Origin of the sequence: Erythrobacter insulae (genome assembly GCF_007004095.1) — a bacterium.
In the GTDB taxonomy this organism is placed as follows: Bacteria; Pseudomonadota; Alphaproteobacteria; order Sphingomonadales; family Sphingomonadaceae; genus Erythrobacter; species Erythrobacter insulae.
This window is the reverse complement of record NZ_VHJK01000001.1, coordinates 37,840-53,347: the sequence shown is the minus strand read 5'-3', so window position 1 is coordinate 53,347 and position 15,508 is coordinate 37,840. Positions and strand designations below refer to the sequence as shown.

At 56.5% G+C, this 15,508-nt stretch carries 16 protein-coding genes and 1 tRNA gene; 15 read left to right on the top strand and 2 right to left on the bottom strand.

The window, feature by feature from the left end:
* Positions 1 to 8 precede the first annotated feature (8 nt).
* From rseP to rpmE, 5 genes are all read left to right on the top strand, one after another.
* The gene (gene rseP, locus FGU71_RS00240) at positions 9 to 1,133 is read left to right on the top strand and encodes an RIP metalloprotease RseP (RefSeq protein WP_142786714.1); all 1,125 of its coding nucleotides are present in this window, start codon (positions 9 to 11) and stop codon (positions 1,131 to 1,133) included.
* 177 nt (positions 1,134 to 1,310) lie between these two features.
* Positions 1,311 to 4,061: an outer membrane protein assembly factor BamA gene (gene bamA, locus FGU71_RS00235; protein ID WP_142786713.1), complete on the top strand. Its 2,751-nt coding sequence runs from the start codon at positions 1,311 to 1,313 to the stop codon at positions 4,059 to 4,061.
* 11 nt (positions 4,062 to 4,072) lie between these two features.
* Entirely contained in the window at positions 4,073 to 4,747 is a 675-nt protein-coding gene (locus FGU71_RS00230) for an OmpH family outer membrane protein (RefSeq protein ID WP_234035567.1), read from the top strand.
* 31 nt (positions 4,748 to 4,778) lie between these two features.
* On the top strand, positions 4,779 to 5,270 hold the full coding sequence (fabZ, locus tag FGU71_RS00225; RefSeq protein ID WP_142786711.1) for a 3-hydroxyacyl-ACP dehydratase FabZ: 492 nt from the start codon (positions 4,779 to 4,781) through the stop codon (positions 5,268 to 5,270).
* A 103-nt stretch (positions 5,271 to 5,373) separates the two neighbouring features.
* The gene (gene rpmE / locus FGU71_RS00220; protein WP_142786710.1) at positions 5,374 to 5,598 is read left to right on the top strand and encodes a 50S ribosomal protein L31; all 225 of its coding nucleotides are present in this window, start codon (positions 5,374 to 5,376) and stop codon (positions 5,596 to 5,598) included.
* A 132-nt stretch (positions 5,599 to 5,730) separates the two neighbouring features.
* On the opposite strand, the gene FGU71_RS00215 is transcribed toward rpmE, so the two are convergent.
* The gene (locus FGU71_RS00215) at positions 5,731 to 6,045 is read right to left on the bottom strand and encodes a TraR/DksA family transcriptional regulator (protein ID WP_142786709.1); all 315 of its coding nucleotides are present in this window, start codon (positions 6,043 to 6,045) and stop codon (positions 5,731 to 5,733) included.
* Between the two features lie 2 nt (positions 6,046 to 6,047).
* Entirely contained in the window at positions 6,048 to 6,680 is a 633-nt protein-coding gene (locus tag FGU71_RS00210) for a prolyl hydroxylase family protein (protein ID WP_142786708.1), read from the bottom strand.
* A 230-nt stretch (positions 6,681 to 6,910) separates the two neighbouring features.
* On the opposite strand from FGU71_RS00210, the gene FGU71_RS00205 reads away from it, so the two are divergent.
* From FGU71_RS00205 to FGU71_RS00160, 10 genes are all read left to right on the top strand, one after another.
* Positions 6,911 to 6,987: transfer RNA gene (locus tag FGU71_RS00205), tRNA-His, on the top strand.
* Between the two features lie 75 nt (positions 6,988 to 7,062).
* Positions 7,063 to 8,130 carry a Leu/Phe/Val dehydrogenase gene (locus tag FGU71_RS00200; protein ID WP_142786707.1) on the top strand — a complete coding sequence of 356 codons (1,068 nt, stop codon included), beginning with the start codon at positions 7,063 to 7,065 and terminating at the stop codon, positions 8,128 to 8,130.
* Positions 8,131 to 8,224: 94 nt separating this feature from the next.
* Positions 8,225 to 8,995, top strand: a complete 771-nt coding sequence (gene ccmC / locus FGU71_RS00195) for a heme ABC transporter permease CcmC (RefSeq protein ID WP_142786706.1) — start codon at positions 8,225 to 8,227, stop codon at positions 8,993 to 8,995.
* Complete coding sequence (ccmD, locus tag FGU71_RS00190; protein ID WP_142786705.1) at positions 8,995 to 9,135, top strand: heme exporter protein CcmD; 141 nt, start codon at positions 8,995 to 8,997, stop codon at positions 9,133 to 9,135. Before ccmC ends, ccmD begins: the two co-directional genes overlap by 1 nt.
* Positions 9,132 to 9,593 carry a cytochrome c maturation protein CcmE gene (ccmE, locus tag FGU71_RS00185; RefSeq protein ID WP_142786704.1) on the top strand — a complete coding sequence of 154 codons (462 nt, stop codon included), beginning with the start codon at positions 9,132 to 9,134 and terminating at the stop codon, positions 9,591 to 9,593. Before ccmD ends, ccmE begins: the two co-directional genes overlap by 4 nt.
* A 14-nt stretch (positions 9,594 to 9,607) precedes the next feature.
* The gene (locus FGU71_RS00180) at positions 9,608 to 11,593 is read left to right on the top strand and encodes a heme lyase CcmF/NrfE family subunit (protein ID WP_142786703.1); all 1,986 of its coding nucleotides are present in this window, start codon (positions 9,608 to 9,610) and stop codon (positions 11,591 to 11,593) included.
* Positions 11,593 to 12,117 carry a DsbE family thiol:disulfide interchange protein gene (locus FGU71_RS00175; RefSeq protein WP_142786702.1) on the top strand — a complete coding sequence of 175 codons (525 nt, stop codon included), beginning with the start codon at positions 11,593 to 11,595 and terminating at the stop codon, positions 12,115 to 12,117. Before FGU71_RS00180 ends, FGU71_RS00175 begins: the two co-directional genes overlap by 1 nt.
* Positions 12,114 to 12,545 carry a cytochrome c-type biogenesis protein gene (locus FGU71_RS00170; RefSeq protein WP_142786701.1) on the top strand — a complete coding sequence of 144 codons (432 nt, stop codon included), beginning with the start codon at positions 12,114 to 12,116 and terminating at the stop codon, positions 12,543 to 12,545. The genes FGU71_RS00175 and FGU71_RS00170 overlap by 4 nt, the downstream gene beginning before the upstream one ends.
* Complete coding sequence (locus FGU71_RS00165; protein ID WP_234035566.1) at positions 12,545 to 13,183, top strand: tetratricopeptide repeat protein; 639 nt, start codon at positions 12,545 to 12,547, stop codon at positions 13,181 to 13,183. The genes FGU71_RS00170 and FGU71_RS00165 overlap by 1 nt, the downstream gene beginning before the upstream one ends.
* A gap of 151 nt (positions 13,184 to 13,334) precedes the next feature.
* Entirely contained in the window at positions 13,335 to 15,269 is a 1,935-nt protein-coding gene (locus FGU71_RS00160; protein ID WP_142786699.1) for a potassium transporter Kup, read from the top strand.
* The last annotated feature ends 239 nt before the right edge of the window (positions 15,270 to 15,508 follow it).

The following is a 15,508-nucleotide window of genomic DNA, read 5'->3' as shown; positions in this document are numbered from 1 at the left end:
CTTTCTGGATGTATCTTGTCGGCTTCTTGCTTGTGCTTGGGCCGCTCATCACCTTTCACGAACTTGGCCATTATCTGGTCGGTCGCTGGTTTGGCGTGCAGGCGGACGCGTTCTCTGTCGGTTTTGGCAAAGAGGTTTGGGGCCGCACGGACAAGCGCGGCACTCGCTGGAAACTATCAGCTTTACCATTAGGCGGATATGTTCAGTTCAGAGGCGACATGAACCCTGCATCCGCGCCTGATATCAATGCGAACGAAGCCGCGACGCCCGAACAACGCGATGGCAATTTCCATCACGCGGCATTGTGGAAACGCGCGCTGATCGTGGCCGCAGGACCGGTCACCAATCTTCTCATTACGTTGGCGCTGTTCGCGGCCCTGTTCGCGTTTCATGGCAAGCTGACCATTGTCGGCGCCGAAGATTCGCGCACCGTCGGGGAATTTTCGGAAACGTCAGTTGCCAAAGCTGCGGGGATCGAGATTGGCGACACGATTGTTGCGATTGATAATCAGCCGGTAGAGGATTTCGAATCCATCCGCGGCGAGGTCGCACTGTATCCAGATCGATCGATGATCGTCACCGTTGAACGTGACGGCAAGACGCTCGATTTTCCGGTGACCACTCAGCGCGTGGAAGTGACCGATTCGTTCGGCAACACCAGCGCGATCGGTCAACTCGGTGTCGGCCCATCCGGCGGCGAATATGTGCTTGAGCCGGTGTCTGCGTTTCAAGCGATGCCTGTCGCCATTGCACATACAGGCGATGTGTTTGCGATGATGGTGACAGGGATCAAACAGATCATCACCGGAGAACGCTCGATCAAGGAATTGGGCGGTCCGATCAAGATCGCAAAATATTCAGGTGAGCAGATGAGCCTGGGGCTGACGACCTTCATCAATTTCGTTGCGCTCATCTCGCTTAATTTGGCATTCATCAATATCTTGCCAATCCCGGCACTCGATGGCGGGCACCTTGCGTTTTATGCTGCCGAAGCGGTGCGTAGAAAGCCGGTGGGTCCGCAGGCGACCGAATGGGCCTATCGCACAGGGATTGCCCTTGTGCTGGTCTTTATGGTGGTCGTCACGGTGAACGATGTCACGTCGTTGTCGATATTTGGGGCAATCTTTGGCTGACTGAAAGGCAGTTAGTCGGGGACAGGAGGCGGGTGAACCGGCATTGAGCAGGGACTACGCTTGATTGCGAAGGCTGCTTGGGGCAGAGGCAGGTGCGGACCGAATATGGGCCGCCGGAATACGCGTCGCGGGGAAGGCGTGCGTAATTTAGACGGGTTAGACGGGAACATTTACTCCATGAATCGACGCAACCAGACGGGCAGCACACCTGTCACCCCAAAAACCTATACCAAGGCAGGCCGCCTTGCGCTGGCTCTTTCGGGGGCCACGATGCTTTCGGGCGTGCCGTATTCGGCGCTTGCTCAGGATGGCGGCGATGATGCCACGACAGCGACGGGCGCCCAGCCGGCACCCGCTCCTGCACCGGCACCCGCTCCTGCACCGGCGCCAGCGCCGAGCGCAAATGTCATCCGCACCATCAGCGTGTCCGGTGCCGAGCGGCTCGAGCCGACGACGATCCTAAGCTACATCCGTATGCGGGTCGGCCAGGAATACACGTCTGCCGCAGCGGACGAGGCCTTGAAAGACCTTGGCGCGACAGAGCTGTTTTCAGATTTCTCAATTCGCAATGATGGCGGCAATGTTGTCATCACTGTCACCGAAAACCCGGTCATCAACCGCATCGTTCTGGAGGGCAATGAGCGGCTCAAGAACGATAAGATCCTGCCCGAGATCAAGCTGTCGCCGAGGCAGATATTTACCCGTTCAAAAGTCCGCGCCGATGTTGCGCGGATAGTCGAGCTGTACAAACGTCAGGGCCGTTTTGCCGCAGTCGTTGAGCCTAAGATGGTTCAATTGCCGCAGAACCGCGTTGATGTGGTGTTCGAAATCACCGAAGGGCCAAAGTCGAAAGTCCGCCAGATCAACATCATCGGTAACGAGGTGTTTTCCGATAGTGAGCTGCGCGGTGAAATGGTCACTAAACAGGCGCGTTTCCACCGGTTTTTCAGCTCCAACACGAGCTATGACCCTGACCGTCTGGCGTTTGACCAGCAAAAACTCCGCCAGTTTTACCTGACAGAGGGCTATGCCGATTTCCGCGTTGTATCTGCGGTTGCCGAGCTTACACCTGATCAGGAAGACTTTATCATCACATATGTGGTGGAAGAGGGCGAGCGTTACAAATTCGGCAAAGTCGAAGTTGATAGCCAATTGCGCGATTTCGACAGCGATGTGATGAGCGGCAATCTGCCGATGAAGTCAGGCGATTTCTACGACGCTAAAATCGTCGAGGATACTGTCGAGCAGATCACCGAACTGGCGGGCCGTTTCGGTTATGCATTTGCGGATGTTCAGCCGCGCTTTAATCGCAATAAAGACGACCTGACGATGGATATCACACTGATCCTGCGTCAGGCGCCGCGAGTCTATGTCGAGCGGGTTGATGTGAATGGCAACACGCTGACGCAGGATAAGGTTATTCGCCGCGAGTTCCGATTGTCTGAAGGCGACGCGTTTAACTCTCTGGGTGTTCTGCGTACGACCGCGCGTATCAATTCGCTTGGTTATTTCCAGGAGAATTTCGAAGTTAGCCAGGTTGAAGGCAGCGCGCCTGACCGCATCATCCTTGAAGCGAACGTCGAAGAGCAACCGACCGGTGAATTGCAGTTTTCTGCCGGGTTCTCTTCGATCGAACAGTTCATTCTTGCTGCATCTATCCGTCAGCGGAATTTCCGTGGTCGCGGCCAAACTATCGGGCTTAGCCTGAATTATTCGCAGTTTTCGCGGTCCGCCCAGATCAGCTTCACCGAACCTTATGTGTTCGACCGCAATATCTCGTCCGGCATTGATATCTACCGCCGCGACGTAAACAGCTTCAACTTCAACAACCGTGATCGCAACACGACATTCGAACAGGCAACAACCGGTTTTGCTGCGCGCCTTGGTGTGCCGCTTACCGAATTCATGTCGCTCGTTGGCAGCTACACGCTGAACTATGACGAGGTGAGTCTCGACGAGAACCTCTTCTTCTCGGACATTAATGGCGACGGTATTACAGAATGTGACCCGCTGCTGGCCGGACGGTTCCTTTGTGATGCTCTGGGGGATCGGCTTAGCTCCATTCTCGGTCTCAGCTTGACTTACAACACGCTCAATTCGCGTGCCCGGCCAACGCGCGGCCGGAATGTATCGCTCAGCACAGAGTGGGCCGGACTTGGCGGCGATGTTCGCTATCTGCGCTTCCGCGGACGGGCTCAACAATTCTGGAATGTCGCCAATAGCGGCTTTGTCTTCTCGCTTTCGGCTGAAGGTGGGACGGTAATTCCTTTGCAGGATCGCGGCGGTCCGGGCGTAGATGATGTCTTGCTGACCGACCGTTTCTTCCTTGGCGAGCCACAGTTCCGCGGATTTGACATTCGCGGTGTTGGTCCGCGCATCCTGACACAACCGTATGTGCCTGGCCCGGATGGTGAGCCCGTTCCAATCACGGATCGCGACAATGTTCGTGATGATGCGATCGGGGGTCGCAATTATTATCTGGCCCGCGCAGAGCTGGAATTGCCTTTGGGTACCGGCGCACGCGAGCTTGGCCTGCGTCCGTCGATCTGGATGGATGTCGGTGCGCTTTGGGGTGTCGATGCGCCGCTTCTGCAAGACAATCCCAACGGCTTGCAAAATGTTGATGCAAACGGAAACCCTTTGTTCATCGAAACCGGTACAAATGATGAGGGCAACGTAATTCAATTTTCCACGATCAATCCGATCGCGGCTGATGGGGTAACATCCAACGTACCAAGCGTTCGTCCTAACAGCGCAATCCGCGAGGTCTTCCTCGGGAATTCACCCAGCCCGCGTATTACCGCAGGCATCGGGGTAAACTGGAACTCGCCATTCGGGCCGTTCCGCATCGATTTCGCCCAGTCCATTCGCAGGGTTGAAGGCGACGATGAAAAAACATTCACGTTTAACGTAGGAACTCAGTTCTAATGAAAAATCTCATGAAATTTCTCGCTCCAGCAGGTTTGGCGATTGCCGCCGTTGCTGCCACCGCGCCAGCGGCCGCTCAGGTAGAGGGCAAAGTTGCGACAGCCAATGTTTCGCGCGCGATCCTCGGCACGACTGCGTTTCAAACTGCCTATCAGCAGGTGAATACCACCTACGCAGCGCAGCTCGAAACGCGCCGTACGAAACAACAGGAGCTTTCGACCCTGCTTCAGCCGTTCGACACAAATGGCAACGGCCAGATCGAAGATCCGGAAATCGCAGCCCTGCAAGCCGCGCCCAATGTGACGCAGATTTCAACGCTCGAAGCAGAGATTGCTGCGATCAGTCAGCAAGTGAACAACGCGCGCATTTTTGCAGTTGAGCAAATCCTCAACCAGTACCCGACTGTGCTTCAGACGTTCGCTGCCTCGCAGCAAATTCAAATGATCCTTCAGCCCGAAGCCATTCAGTTTGCGCTCGAAGGTGCCGATGTAACCCCTCAGCTCGTGACTGCTTTGAACACAGCTGTTCCTGCGGTGAACATTGTTCCTCCCGCTGATTATCGCCCAAGCCGCCAAGGTGCGCAGGTTTTTCAGGAAATCCAGCAATACCTCGTGACTGCTCAGCGTATTCAACAACAGCAAGCCGCTCAGCAACAACAGGGCAACACACAGGCACCGGGCCGCTAAAGCGATCACGGTAGGCTAACGGGGGCAGCGCATGAACGATAAGCCGAGCGATTCGGAAACGCCAAAGGAACCGATTGTGGATTACGATATTCACAAGATCCTTAAGGCGCTGCCCCACCGTTACCCGCTTTTGTTGGTGGATCGGGTCAAATCGATCCACCTCAATGAACGGATTCACGCGGTGAAAGCCGTCAGCATGAATGAAGAGTTCTTTCAGGGGCATTTCCCTGGTGCTCCGATTATGCCCGGCGTTCTTCAGATTGAAGCGCTTGCCCAAGCGGCTGCGATCCTCGGGATTGAGACGTTGGAGTTGGCGGGCACGGGTAAGCTCGTGATTTTTATGGGTATCGAGAATGCAAAATTCCGTACGCCTGTAACGCCGGGTTGCCTGCTTGATCTGGAAGTGGAATTTGTCCAGCAACGCCGCCGCGTCTACAAATTCAAAGGCAAAGCCAGCGTCGAAGGCAAAACCTCTTGCGAGGTTGAATTCACAGCAATGATCGCTGATCCGCCCGAGAGCTAATGCGACTCTGCTTGCATTATCCCTGAATCGCGTTAAACGCGCCGCTTCCCTGTTTTATAGCACCGCCGGTCGGAACCGGTGAACGCTCAGAAGGACCAGAGTTATGAAAGCCGAAGGGCATCCAGAATATCACACCATCAAGGTCAAAATGACCGATGGTTCCGAATTTGAAACCCGCTCGACCTGGGGTAAAGAAGGCGATACGCTCGCTCTCGAAATCGACCCTACGAGTCACCCGGCATGGACCGGTGGTAAACAGCAGCTTCAAGAAGGTGGCCGTGTTGCCGCGTTCAACAAGCGCTTTGGCGGACTCTCCCTTAAGAAATAAGGGGCAAACCAGTTTGCAGCCTTCGGGCTGTGAGGGAAGGGCGGTCCGACGGGGCCGCCTTTTTCGTTTTGGGCTAAGTGTTCTGGAATACGCCTGATGTAAGCGGATGTCAGGTCTATCGTGCCATCATCTTTACGCGCATTTGATACAGCGAGTGGCGATCGGCCTTGCTTCAAGCCGTTCGCGCCGAATTTCGTCACCGCATTTGGCACACTTTCCGTAAGTGCCGTTTTTGATCCGCAACAGCGCTAATCTGATTTGTTGAATTTCGCTGCGGAGCACCTCGTCAACTCCCTCGAGCGCTTCATCATCAGCGAGGTCGACCGCCTGTTCGCTCCAATCGGCATCAAGCGGATGACGCAGGTCGTCTTCAATCACTTCAGCGCGCTGCAAAAGGTCGTCCAGCCGGGACCGCAATTGTTCTGCGATATCTCGATATTCATTCATGTTCAGCTCCACGGTTTCTCGCGATACCATTTGGTTATGACATATTTCATGCCCTTTCGCACCTTCATCGCGTGATGAAGGGTGTCCTCATTGCCGCTGCCATCGGGGTTTTGATTGTTCCAACCGATCAACTTTCCTTGCTCAGGATCAATTTTTTTGCCGATTGATTTGAAACGGGTGGTGCCGCCAGAAGGGACATTGTTGAGATAGACCATGAAAGTCCAAGTGCGCTGTCCGGAAACGCTACAGAATTTCTCCCAATCAGTGCCGCCGGGGGTAAACCAATCGGTATGCGCTTTGAATTCCTGACCGACTTCGTATCGTTGGCCCTGTAAAGTCTCACCATAAGCCGGATCAATTCCGGTGAATTCATGCAGCACGCGCTCTACCTCTTTAACGGCAGGCTCTTGCGGCTTCATGTCGCAGGTTTCGCTGGTGCGGAAACCGGGATCGCCGTTGAAATCTGCCAGAGTGGAAGGTCGCCGGTCGCTTTCAATCAGATCGATCAGATCGGAGCAAAGCTGTGCTGAGAGGAATGCGGGTTTTAACACCATCTCCACCTTTGGCGATGGCACGCGCATTACGCCGGGATGCGCGCGGAGGAATTCTATCGAGGAATCACCAGATCCGGTCATGGCCAACAAATACCCGCGAGCGCGCGCCTCGCCAAGGCTCTCAAAGGGCTCCGCGTAAGAATCTTGCGCAAAGCGGCACCGGAATCAGTTTTCACTTCCCATGCGCGGCACTTTGTGCAACAGGCTCGCACCGCTAAAACGTAGCCTTGACGGGCCACGTGACAGGCTTATCACGCCCCCCTGCGCGGGCTTGGCAGTAACCAACAGGTTGCGTCGGGAAGGGGCATGTGGCGATCGTAGCTCAGTTGGTTAGAGCGCCGGTTTGTGGTACCGGAGGTCGGGGGTTCAAGACCCCTCGATCGCCCCATTTTCTCCCTTTCCCCGATGATCCTTGGATGGATCTGTCCGGTGACCTGCGCGCCATAGTAAGGCGTTGATAGATATGACCGCATTCTGGACTGAACCGGATTTTGATGACCACGAGATGGTCCATGTTGTGCGTGATCGGAAAAGCGGTCTGACCGCGATTATCGCGGTTCATTCGACTCACCTTGGGCCGGGCGCTGGCGGGACTCGCTTCTGGCATTACCCTGAACCCAAAGACGGGCTGCGCGATGCGCTGCGCCTGTCACGCGGCATGAGCTACAAGAACGCGATGGCCGGTTTACCTATGGGCGGCGGCAAGGCCGTGATCCTTGCCGATGAAGCGCGCACCAAAACGCCCGAACTGCTAGCCGCCTTTGGCGATGCGGTCGAAGGGCTGGGCGGCAAGTATGTGACGGCCGAAGATGTCGGGATCAGCGAAGCCGATATGGTTGCTGTTGCGAAACGCACAGCGCATGTTTCGGGGCTGCCGGTATCTGGTGATGATGCCGCAGGCGGCGATCCCGGACCGTTCACCGCAATGGGTATCTATCTTGGTATCAAAGCCGCGGTTAGGCACAAGCTGGGCAAGGATAGCATGTCTGGCGTTCATGTCGCTGTTCAGGGCACTGGCAGCGTTGGCGGCGGCATGGCTCGGCTGCTCGCGAAAGACGGAGCCAAATTGACACTGGCGGATATCAACGCCGAACGCGCCGCAGGTCTTGCCGCGGAGCTGGGCGGGAAATCCGTGGACGCCGGTTCCATTCTGACGACACCATGCGACGTACTAAGCCCCAATGCGCTGGGCGCGATTCTGGATGAGACCAGCATCGCCGCGCTTGATACGGCGATTGTCGCAGGCGGTGCGAACAATCAGCTTGCCCGCGCCCACCACGGCAAAATCCTGTTTGAACGCGATATCCTGTTTGCACCCGATTATGTCATCAACGCTGGCGGAATTATCTCTGTTGCGACAGAATATCTTGCGCGCCGCGATGGTGTCTCTGCGGGGGTGGAGGAGGTGCACAAGCGCATCGCAACCATTCCGGAAAAGCTGGAGCAGGTTTGGGCGCAGAGCGACGATACAGGAATTTCGCCAGATATCGTTGCCGATCGCATGGCTCAGGAATTGATCGGGCGCGGATAAAAGCGACCCTTGCACTCACTGCGATAGGGTATTGCGCAAATTGCGCCCTTGCAGGCGGCGCAGGGGGCATTAGAACGGCGACAAGGCCATATTGATGCACATCTACGCCAACCCCAAACGATTCCTGTCACTCGCGCAGTGGCTGACCCCGCTTCTTTTCTGGAGCGGTCTGGTCGTTTCGTTGGCTGCGATGGCATGGGGCATGGTGAATGTTCCGCCGGACCGCCTTATGGGGGACAGTGTTCGCATTCTGTTTATTCATGTCCCTGCCGCGTGGCTGGGAATGGGCGGATGGGCTGGTATTGCGATTTCTTCTGCCATGCTTTTGATCTGGAAACATCCACTCGCCAGTGTCGCGGCGCGGGCGATTGCGCTGCCGGGGATGACTTTTACCGCGATATGTCTGGTGACCGGATCAATCTGGGGCCGCCCTACATGGGGGACCTGGTGGGTGTGGGACGGACGGCTGACCAGTATGCTCGTGTTGTTGTTTCTTTATGCAGGATATCTCGCTCTTGCTCAGGCGACAGCACGCGAAGGCGGATCGGCCAAGATCGCTGCGATTTTTGGCCTGGTCGGCGCGGTGAACATTCCAATCATCAATCGCAGTGTCGTGTGGTGGAATTCGCTGCACCAGCCGCCCAGCATTACAACCGGCGGATCGTCAATTGACGCGGTGTTCCTGTGGCCGCTTCTGGCCGCTGTAATCGGGTTTTCGTTGCTGTTTGGCGGGATAGTTTTGATGAGGATGCGCGCTTTGATCGCCGAACAGCAAGTGGAGGCCCGCTTGCGCCGCCGGGCGCTTGATGATGAAGCACCAATGGCCGGCGCGACAGCATCGCAGCCTGCGGCGGAGACCGCATAATGCGCGAGGCATTGGATCACTGGGATTTCGTCATCGCTGCCTATGCCATTGGATTGGGTGCGCTTGCCATCCTGATCATCTGGAGCTGGCAGTCGATGCGCCGCGCTGAAAAGCGCAAGGATGAGGTAAAGCGTCGATGAAAGCGAAGCATCAAAGGCTGGCTCTGGTTGCGTTTGCAATCGTTGCGATTGTCGCGGCCGGGTTAATCGCGGCTTGGACGTTGCGCAATCAAGCCAACTATTTCTATCTGCCAGAACAAATGACGGCTGAGCCGCCCGCTGTTGGGCAGGCGGTTCGGCTGGGCGGAATGGTTCAGGCAGGATCGATCACCCCGCAGCCCGACGGTATCACTGTGAAATTCATCGTAACCGGTAACGAGGAAAGCACCGTGCCGGTTAAGTACAGCGGTATCCTGCCCGATCTTTTTGTCGAGGGGTCAGGCGTAGTGGCAGAAGGCAGCCTAGGCCCGGACGGTGTGTTTCAAGCCACCAATCTGCTGGCCAAGCATGATGAGAATTACGTGCCCCGCGAGCTTGAAGGCTTGGAAGGTCACAATGCCGCCGATTACGCCGCCGACACGACCGTCGGGATCGAATAGAGGCCGTTGCAACAATGATCGCTGAACTTGGACTTGCCGCACTCTGGCTCGCAACCGCATTATCGGTGCTGCAGATAATGTCCGGCGTTATGGGCCTGCGCGGTGATGAAAAAGGCGCCGTGCTGGCAATGTATGCACGCCCGGCAGCGGTGGTTCAGGCGTTCCTTGCGGTGTTTGCTTTTCTTCTGTTGTTGTGGGCGTTTGCGATCACCGATCTTTCGGTCAAACTGGTCGCCACCAATTCGCATTCGATGAAGCCGCTTATCTATAAATTGACCGGCACATGGGGAAACCATGAAGGGTCGATGTTGCTATGGGTGGCTGTGCTTGCCTTGTCCGGCGGCTTGCTTGCGTGGATGGAGCGCCGCTTGCCGGAAAAAACGATGTCGGCAACTTTGGCTGTGCAGGGATTTGTTGCCCTGGGGTTTTATGCGTTCCTATTGCTAAGCTCGAACCCGTTTGAACGCCTGCCCGTTCCGGCGATGGAGGGAACCGGTCTGAACCCGCTGTTGCAGGATATCGGGCTCGCTGTGCATCCGCCAACGCTGTATGTCGGCTATGTCGGTCTGTCGGTTGCGTTCAGCCTCGCGATGGGCGCTCTTATTACAAAACAGGTTACGCCCGATTTCGCCAAGGTCATGCGGCCATGGGTGCTGTTTGCCTGGGTGTTCCTGACGCTCGGCATTACCGCGGGATCATACTGGGCATATTATGAGCTGGGCTGGGGCGGCTGGTGGTTCTGGGATCCGGTCGAGAACGCCTCGCTCATGCCATGGCTGGCGGCGACTGCTTTGCTGCATTCGGTCAGCGTGCTTGCCGCGCGCGATGCGCTGCGAACGTGGACAATCATGCTTGGTGTGCTCGCATTCTCGATGTCCATGCTGGGGACTTTTCTGGTGCGCTCCGGTGTGCTCACAAGTGTTCATGCGTTTGCCGTCGATCCCGAACGCGGCAGTTTTATCCTTGCTTTGCTGGCCCTTTATATCGGCGGAGCGTTGGCGATCTTCGCTTTCCGCGCTGGCTCGATTGCAGAAGGCAAGCGTTTTTCAGTCAGCAGCCGCGAAGGGGCGCTGGTGTTCAACAACGTTATGTTGTCGGCGATCCTTGCAATCGTGCTGCTCGGCACGCTTTACCCGCTGCTGACCGAAGCATTTGACGTGCGCGTTTCGGTGGGCCCGCCATACTTCAATCCTGCAGGTGCGATTTTCGCCATTCCAATGTTCTTGGTGATGGCCGTGGGGCCATTGCTGCGATGGAAGCAGGACAAACCGGCGCGTATCCAGTTTGAACTGATGTTGCTCGCTTCGGTTTTGATTTCAGTGGTGGCTCTGGTTGCGATCCTTGGTGATTACGCCATCCTCCCCGTTTTGGGTCTGGCTTTTGCGGTCGCTCTGGCGATTGCTTCGTTTTTGCCGCTGCGCGGGCGCAACATCGCGCGCGTGCCCACCGCAACGTGGGGCATGGTCATGGCGCATTTCGGTGTGGCGGTTGCGTTGTTTGGAATGGCGAGTGAAAGCGCGTTTACCCAAGAACGCCTTGCCGCTGTTACCCCCGGATCGACCGAAACGGTGGCGGGGTGGACGATCGCTCTTGAAGGCGTCGACCCGGTTGCCGGACCAAACTGGACAGCGGTTGAAGCGCGTCTTTCGGTTGCGCGCGGGGATGAGGAGCCAACGATCATCACTCCGCAGGCCCGCAATTTCTGGGCGCCAGCGCAGGCCACCAGCGAAAGCGCTTTGATTACCCGGTGGGACGGACAGCTTTATGCCGTGATCGGTGATCAGTCGGACGATGGACGCTGGCAATTGCGCGTGTGGTGGAAACCGTTCGTGACATTCATTTGGTACGGCGGTTTGCTTATCTCGCTTGGCGGCGTCCTGTCGATTATCGGCCGGGTTCGTGTTGACCTTAAACGGCGCAGGGCAACTCGCAAAGCCCGGGAGCGGCGCGATGATAAAATAGCCATTGGCGAACAAGCCCAACCGGAGCCTGCAGAATAATGCGCCCTGTGTTTTTCATCCCGCTTGCCCTGTTCCTGTTTTTCGCAGGACTGGCCGGATATATGCTTACTCAGGACAAGGATCAGATGGTGCCATCGGGCATGATCGACAAACCTTTGCCTGAATTTTCGCTACCGCCTGCCGTGGACGGGCTGCCTGGGGCGGCGCGCGCCAACTTTCTTGGTGGCAAACCAAAGCTGCTGAATGTCTGGGCGAGTTGGTGTCTGCCCTGTATCGCGGAGGCTCCCCAGCTTGAGGCATTAAAAGACCAAGGCGTCGAGATTATCGGGATCGCAATCCGCGATAAACCTGCCGACGTTGCCAATTTCCTCAATCGTTACGGCAATCCGTATACCCGGATCGGGGCGGATGACATTTCACAGCTTCAGATCGAGATCGGGGCCGCGGGTGTGCCTGAGACCTTTGTTATCGATGGTGAGGGCAACATCCGATACCAGCATATCGGGGATATTCGCGCCGAAGATGTGCCAGAATTGCTGAAAATTTTGCAGGACGTCGAATGATGCGCGCGCTGCTTACGTTCGCTGCGCTGATTGCGATTGCGGTATCGGGGCCGGTTGCGGCCCAGGACACAATGCCGCCTGCACCCTATGCCTACACGCAGCTTGAAGACCCCGCGCTTGAGGCCAAGGCGAGCGAATTAATGAACACGCTGCGCTGTCTGAAATGTCAGTCGCAAAGTATCAATGACAGCGATGCGCCGATGGCCGGTGATATGCGCCATCAGGTCCGTACGAAGATATTGGCGGGAGAGGATCCCGATGCGATCCGGTCCTGGTTGGTTGAACGGTATGGCGATTATGTCAGTTATCAGCCCGAAGTCAGCTCAACGACCTGGCCGCTTTTTGCCATTCCTGCATTGTTGATCCTGATCGCCTTGTTGGTGTTGCTGCGCCGGTTAGGACGCCGGCGGCACGAGGGAGACGAATAATGGGCGGTTGGCTGGCAGTTCTATCGCTTGCACTGGTGTGTTTCGCGCTTGCTGCGTTTCTGCTCAGGCTTCCGAAAGAGGGGTACGCGCTGTTTGGATCGGTGCTGTTGTTCGGACTTGCCGGTTACGCTTGGCAGGGGAGCCCGGATCAACCGGGCAGCCCAAAAGCCGCAATGGTTCAGGAAGCGCGCTCTGGCGATGATATGGTGGACGCGCGTATTTCGCTGTTCGATACCGTGCAGGCAAAGCCCAGTTACCTCGTTACTTCCGATGCATTTGCCCGGCGCGGTCAATTTGATGATGCAGCCGGAATGCTCCGGCGCGGATTAACGGAAAACCCCGATCACTTGGAAGGCTGGCTCGCCTTGGCGATGGCTTTGACGGCGCATGCCGATGGCTTTGTTACGCCGGCTGCTGTTCACGCTTATGACCGGGCAAGGGCCATAGATCCGGCCAATCCAGCGGCGGATTTTTTCCTTGGATTTTCTTTTTTGCAGGTGGGCGAAGTGCGCCGGGCGCGAGAGATCTGGGCCGGCCTGCTTGCCCGATCACCCGAAGATGCGCCGTGGCGTGAAGACCTCGAAGGGCGTCTTGCACAGCTTGATGACATGATCGCCAACGCGCCGATGCTGCAATAGTGTCACACTTGGCGGCCTGTGAATTGTTGCAGGGGGCAAACGGCGGTGCTAGTGGCCGCGGCCTTGCGGAGAGCCGCATTTCGACGGATGCATCGCGGCAATTCTGCGATGCGTTTTAAGGGCGGTACCGACCTCGGGAAATCCAACGGATATGAGCGACACAGCACCTGTAAAAGCGGCACCCGCGCACCACGCACCCAGCGGGGGGCACGGACATAGCGCGTCGAAACCCGCCTTGGCTGTGGGCGCGATCGGCATTGTATTCGGCGATATCGGTACCAGCCCGCTTTACGCTTTTCGTGAAACCTTTGCCGGGACCGCCAGCATTGCGATCGACCGTATGCATGTGCTCGGGGTCGTCAGCCTGATTTTCTGGTCGATGTTGCTGGTTGTTTCGATCCAGTATGTCACGATCCTGATGCGCGCCGATAACAAAGGGCAGGGCGGCAGTCTGGCTCTGGTTGCGTTGCTGTCAAAGCATATCGGAAAGACCAGCTATGGTTGGTTGGTTGTTCTGCTGGGGGTGTTTGCAACTGCGCTATTCTATGGCGACAGCATGATTACGCCCGCAATCTCGGTGCTTTCCGCGGTCGAGGGATTGACCGTGGTAGATCAAGGGCTGGAGCCGTACGTTATTCCAATCGCGCTTGCGCTGCTCGTGTGCCTGTTCATGCTGCAAGCGCGCGGTACGGCCAAAGTCGGCGCGCTGTTTGCGCCGGTGATGATCGTCTATTTCACCGTGATCGCGGCATTGGGTGGATGGCAAATCATCCAAAATCCGGACATCATTTGGGCGCTGAACCCGTATTATGCGGTGATGTTCTTTGTGACAGATGGGTTGGTTGCCTTCCTTGCATTGGGCGCCGTGGTGCTGGCTGTGACCGGTTCCGAGGCACTGTATTCCGACATGGGCCATTTCGGACGCGGGCCGATGCGGCTTTCGTGGTTTGGTTTTGTCATGCCCTGTCTGCTTCTCAATTATTTCGGTCAGGGCGCGATGATTGCGGGGCTTCCGGCTGATCAAGCCGCCGAAGTGGTCAAGAACCCGTTTTTCCTTCTTGCATCTGAAGAATTCAGGCTGCCGCTCGTGCTGTTGGCTACGGTGGCAACCTTTATCGCCAGCCAGGCGGTCATTTCGGGCGCATTTTCGATCACGCATCAGGCGGTCCAGATGGGCTTCTTGCCGCGCCTCAATATCCGCCACACTTCCGAAACCGAAGGCGGACAGATCTATATCCCGTTCGTCAATTGGGCTTTGATGATCGCAGTCATTCTGCTTGTGCTGACATTCCAGAATTCATCCAACCTTGCCAGCGCCTATGGCATTGCAGTCACAGGAGCGGTGACGATCGACACGCTGCTGATGGCGGTTTTGCTGGTCGGGGTGTGGAAATGGAAATGGTGGTACGCGGCGCCGGTTGTGCTGCTGTTCCTGATCGTTGACGGTGCCTATTTCGCCGCGAACCTGACCAAGGTGCCGCAAGGGGGCTGGTTCCCGCTTGTGGTGGGCCTTGTCGCCTTTACGCTGCTGACAACGTGGGCAAGGGGCCGCAAGTTGATGCGCGAGAGGATGAGCGAGCACGCCCTGCCCATGGAAATCTTTGCCAAGAGCGCCAAAAATTCCGCTTTGCGCGTGCCCGGAACAGCGATTTTCATGGCATCCAGCAATTCCGGCGTGCCTTCGGCTCTGTTGCACAATATCAAGCACAACAAAGTGCTGCATGAACGCGTCGTGATCCTGACCATCGATATTCAGGACGAACCCTATGTCGATCCCGAAGCGCGCTGCGAATTCACCGATATGGGCGACGGGTTTTACCGCGCGGTGCTGCATTATGGCTTTATGGAAGAGACCAACGTGCCGCTTGGCCTGAAAAAAATGGAGCGGTGTGGCGGCGAGTTTGACATGATGCACACCAGCTTCTTCCTGTCGCGGCAAACGCTGCTGGCGAGTGACAAGCCTGGTATGCCGATCTGGCGTGAAAAGATATTTGCTTGGCTGCTGAGAAATTCAGCCAGCGCGATGGATTTCTTCAAATTGCCCACCAACCGCGTGGTGGAATTGGGCAGTCAGGTCGAGATTTAGCGCGACTGACATTCGTTGAATTCGGTTGACACATTCTCCAACATGTCACCCGGTGCCTACAGGTGTTTCATTTGAAACTTCAGAAACTTAGCCAAGTTGGAAACAGTTGACACTGTTCCAACTTCTGGGCCGTATAAGAATACAATTGTCAAAGAACCGCAGGCATTATGACGCGGCCACGGCGTGTAGGAAATTGGATTGGGTCGGCAATCGGCACGAGCGTTTTTCCATTCACCCAA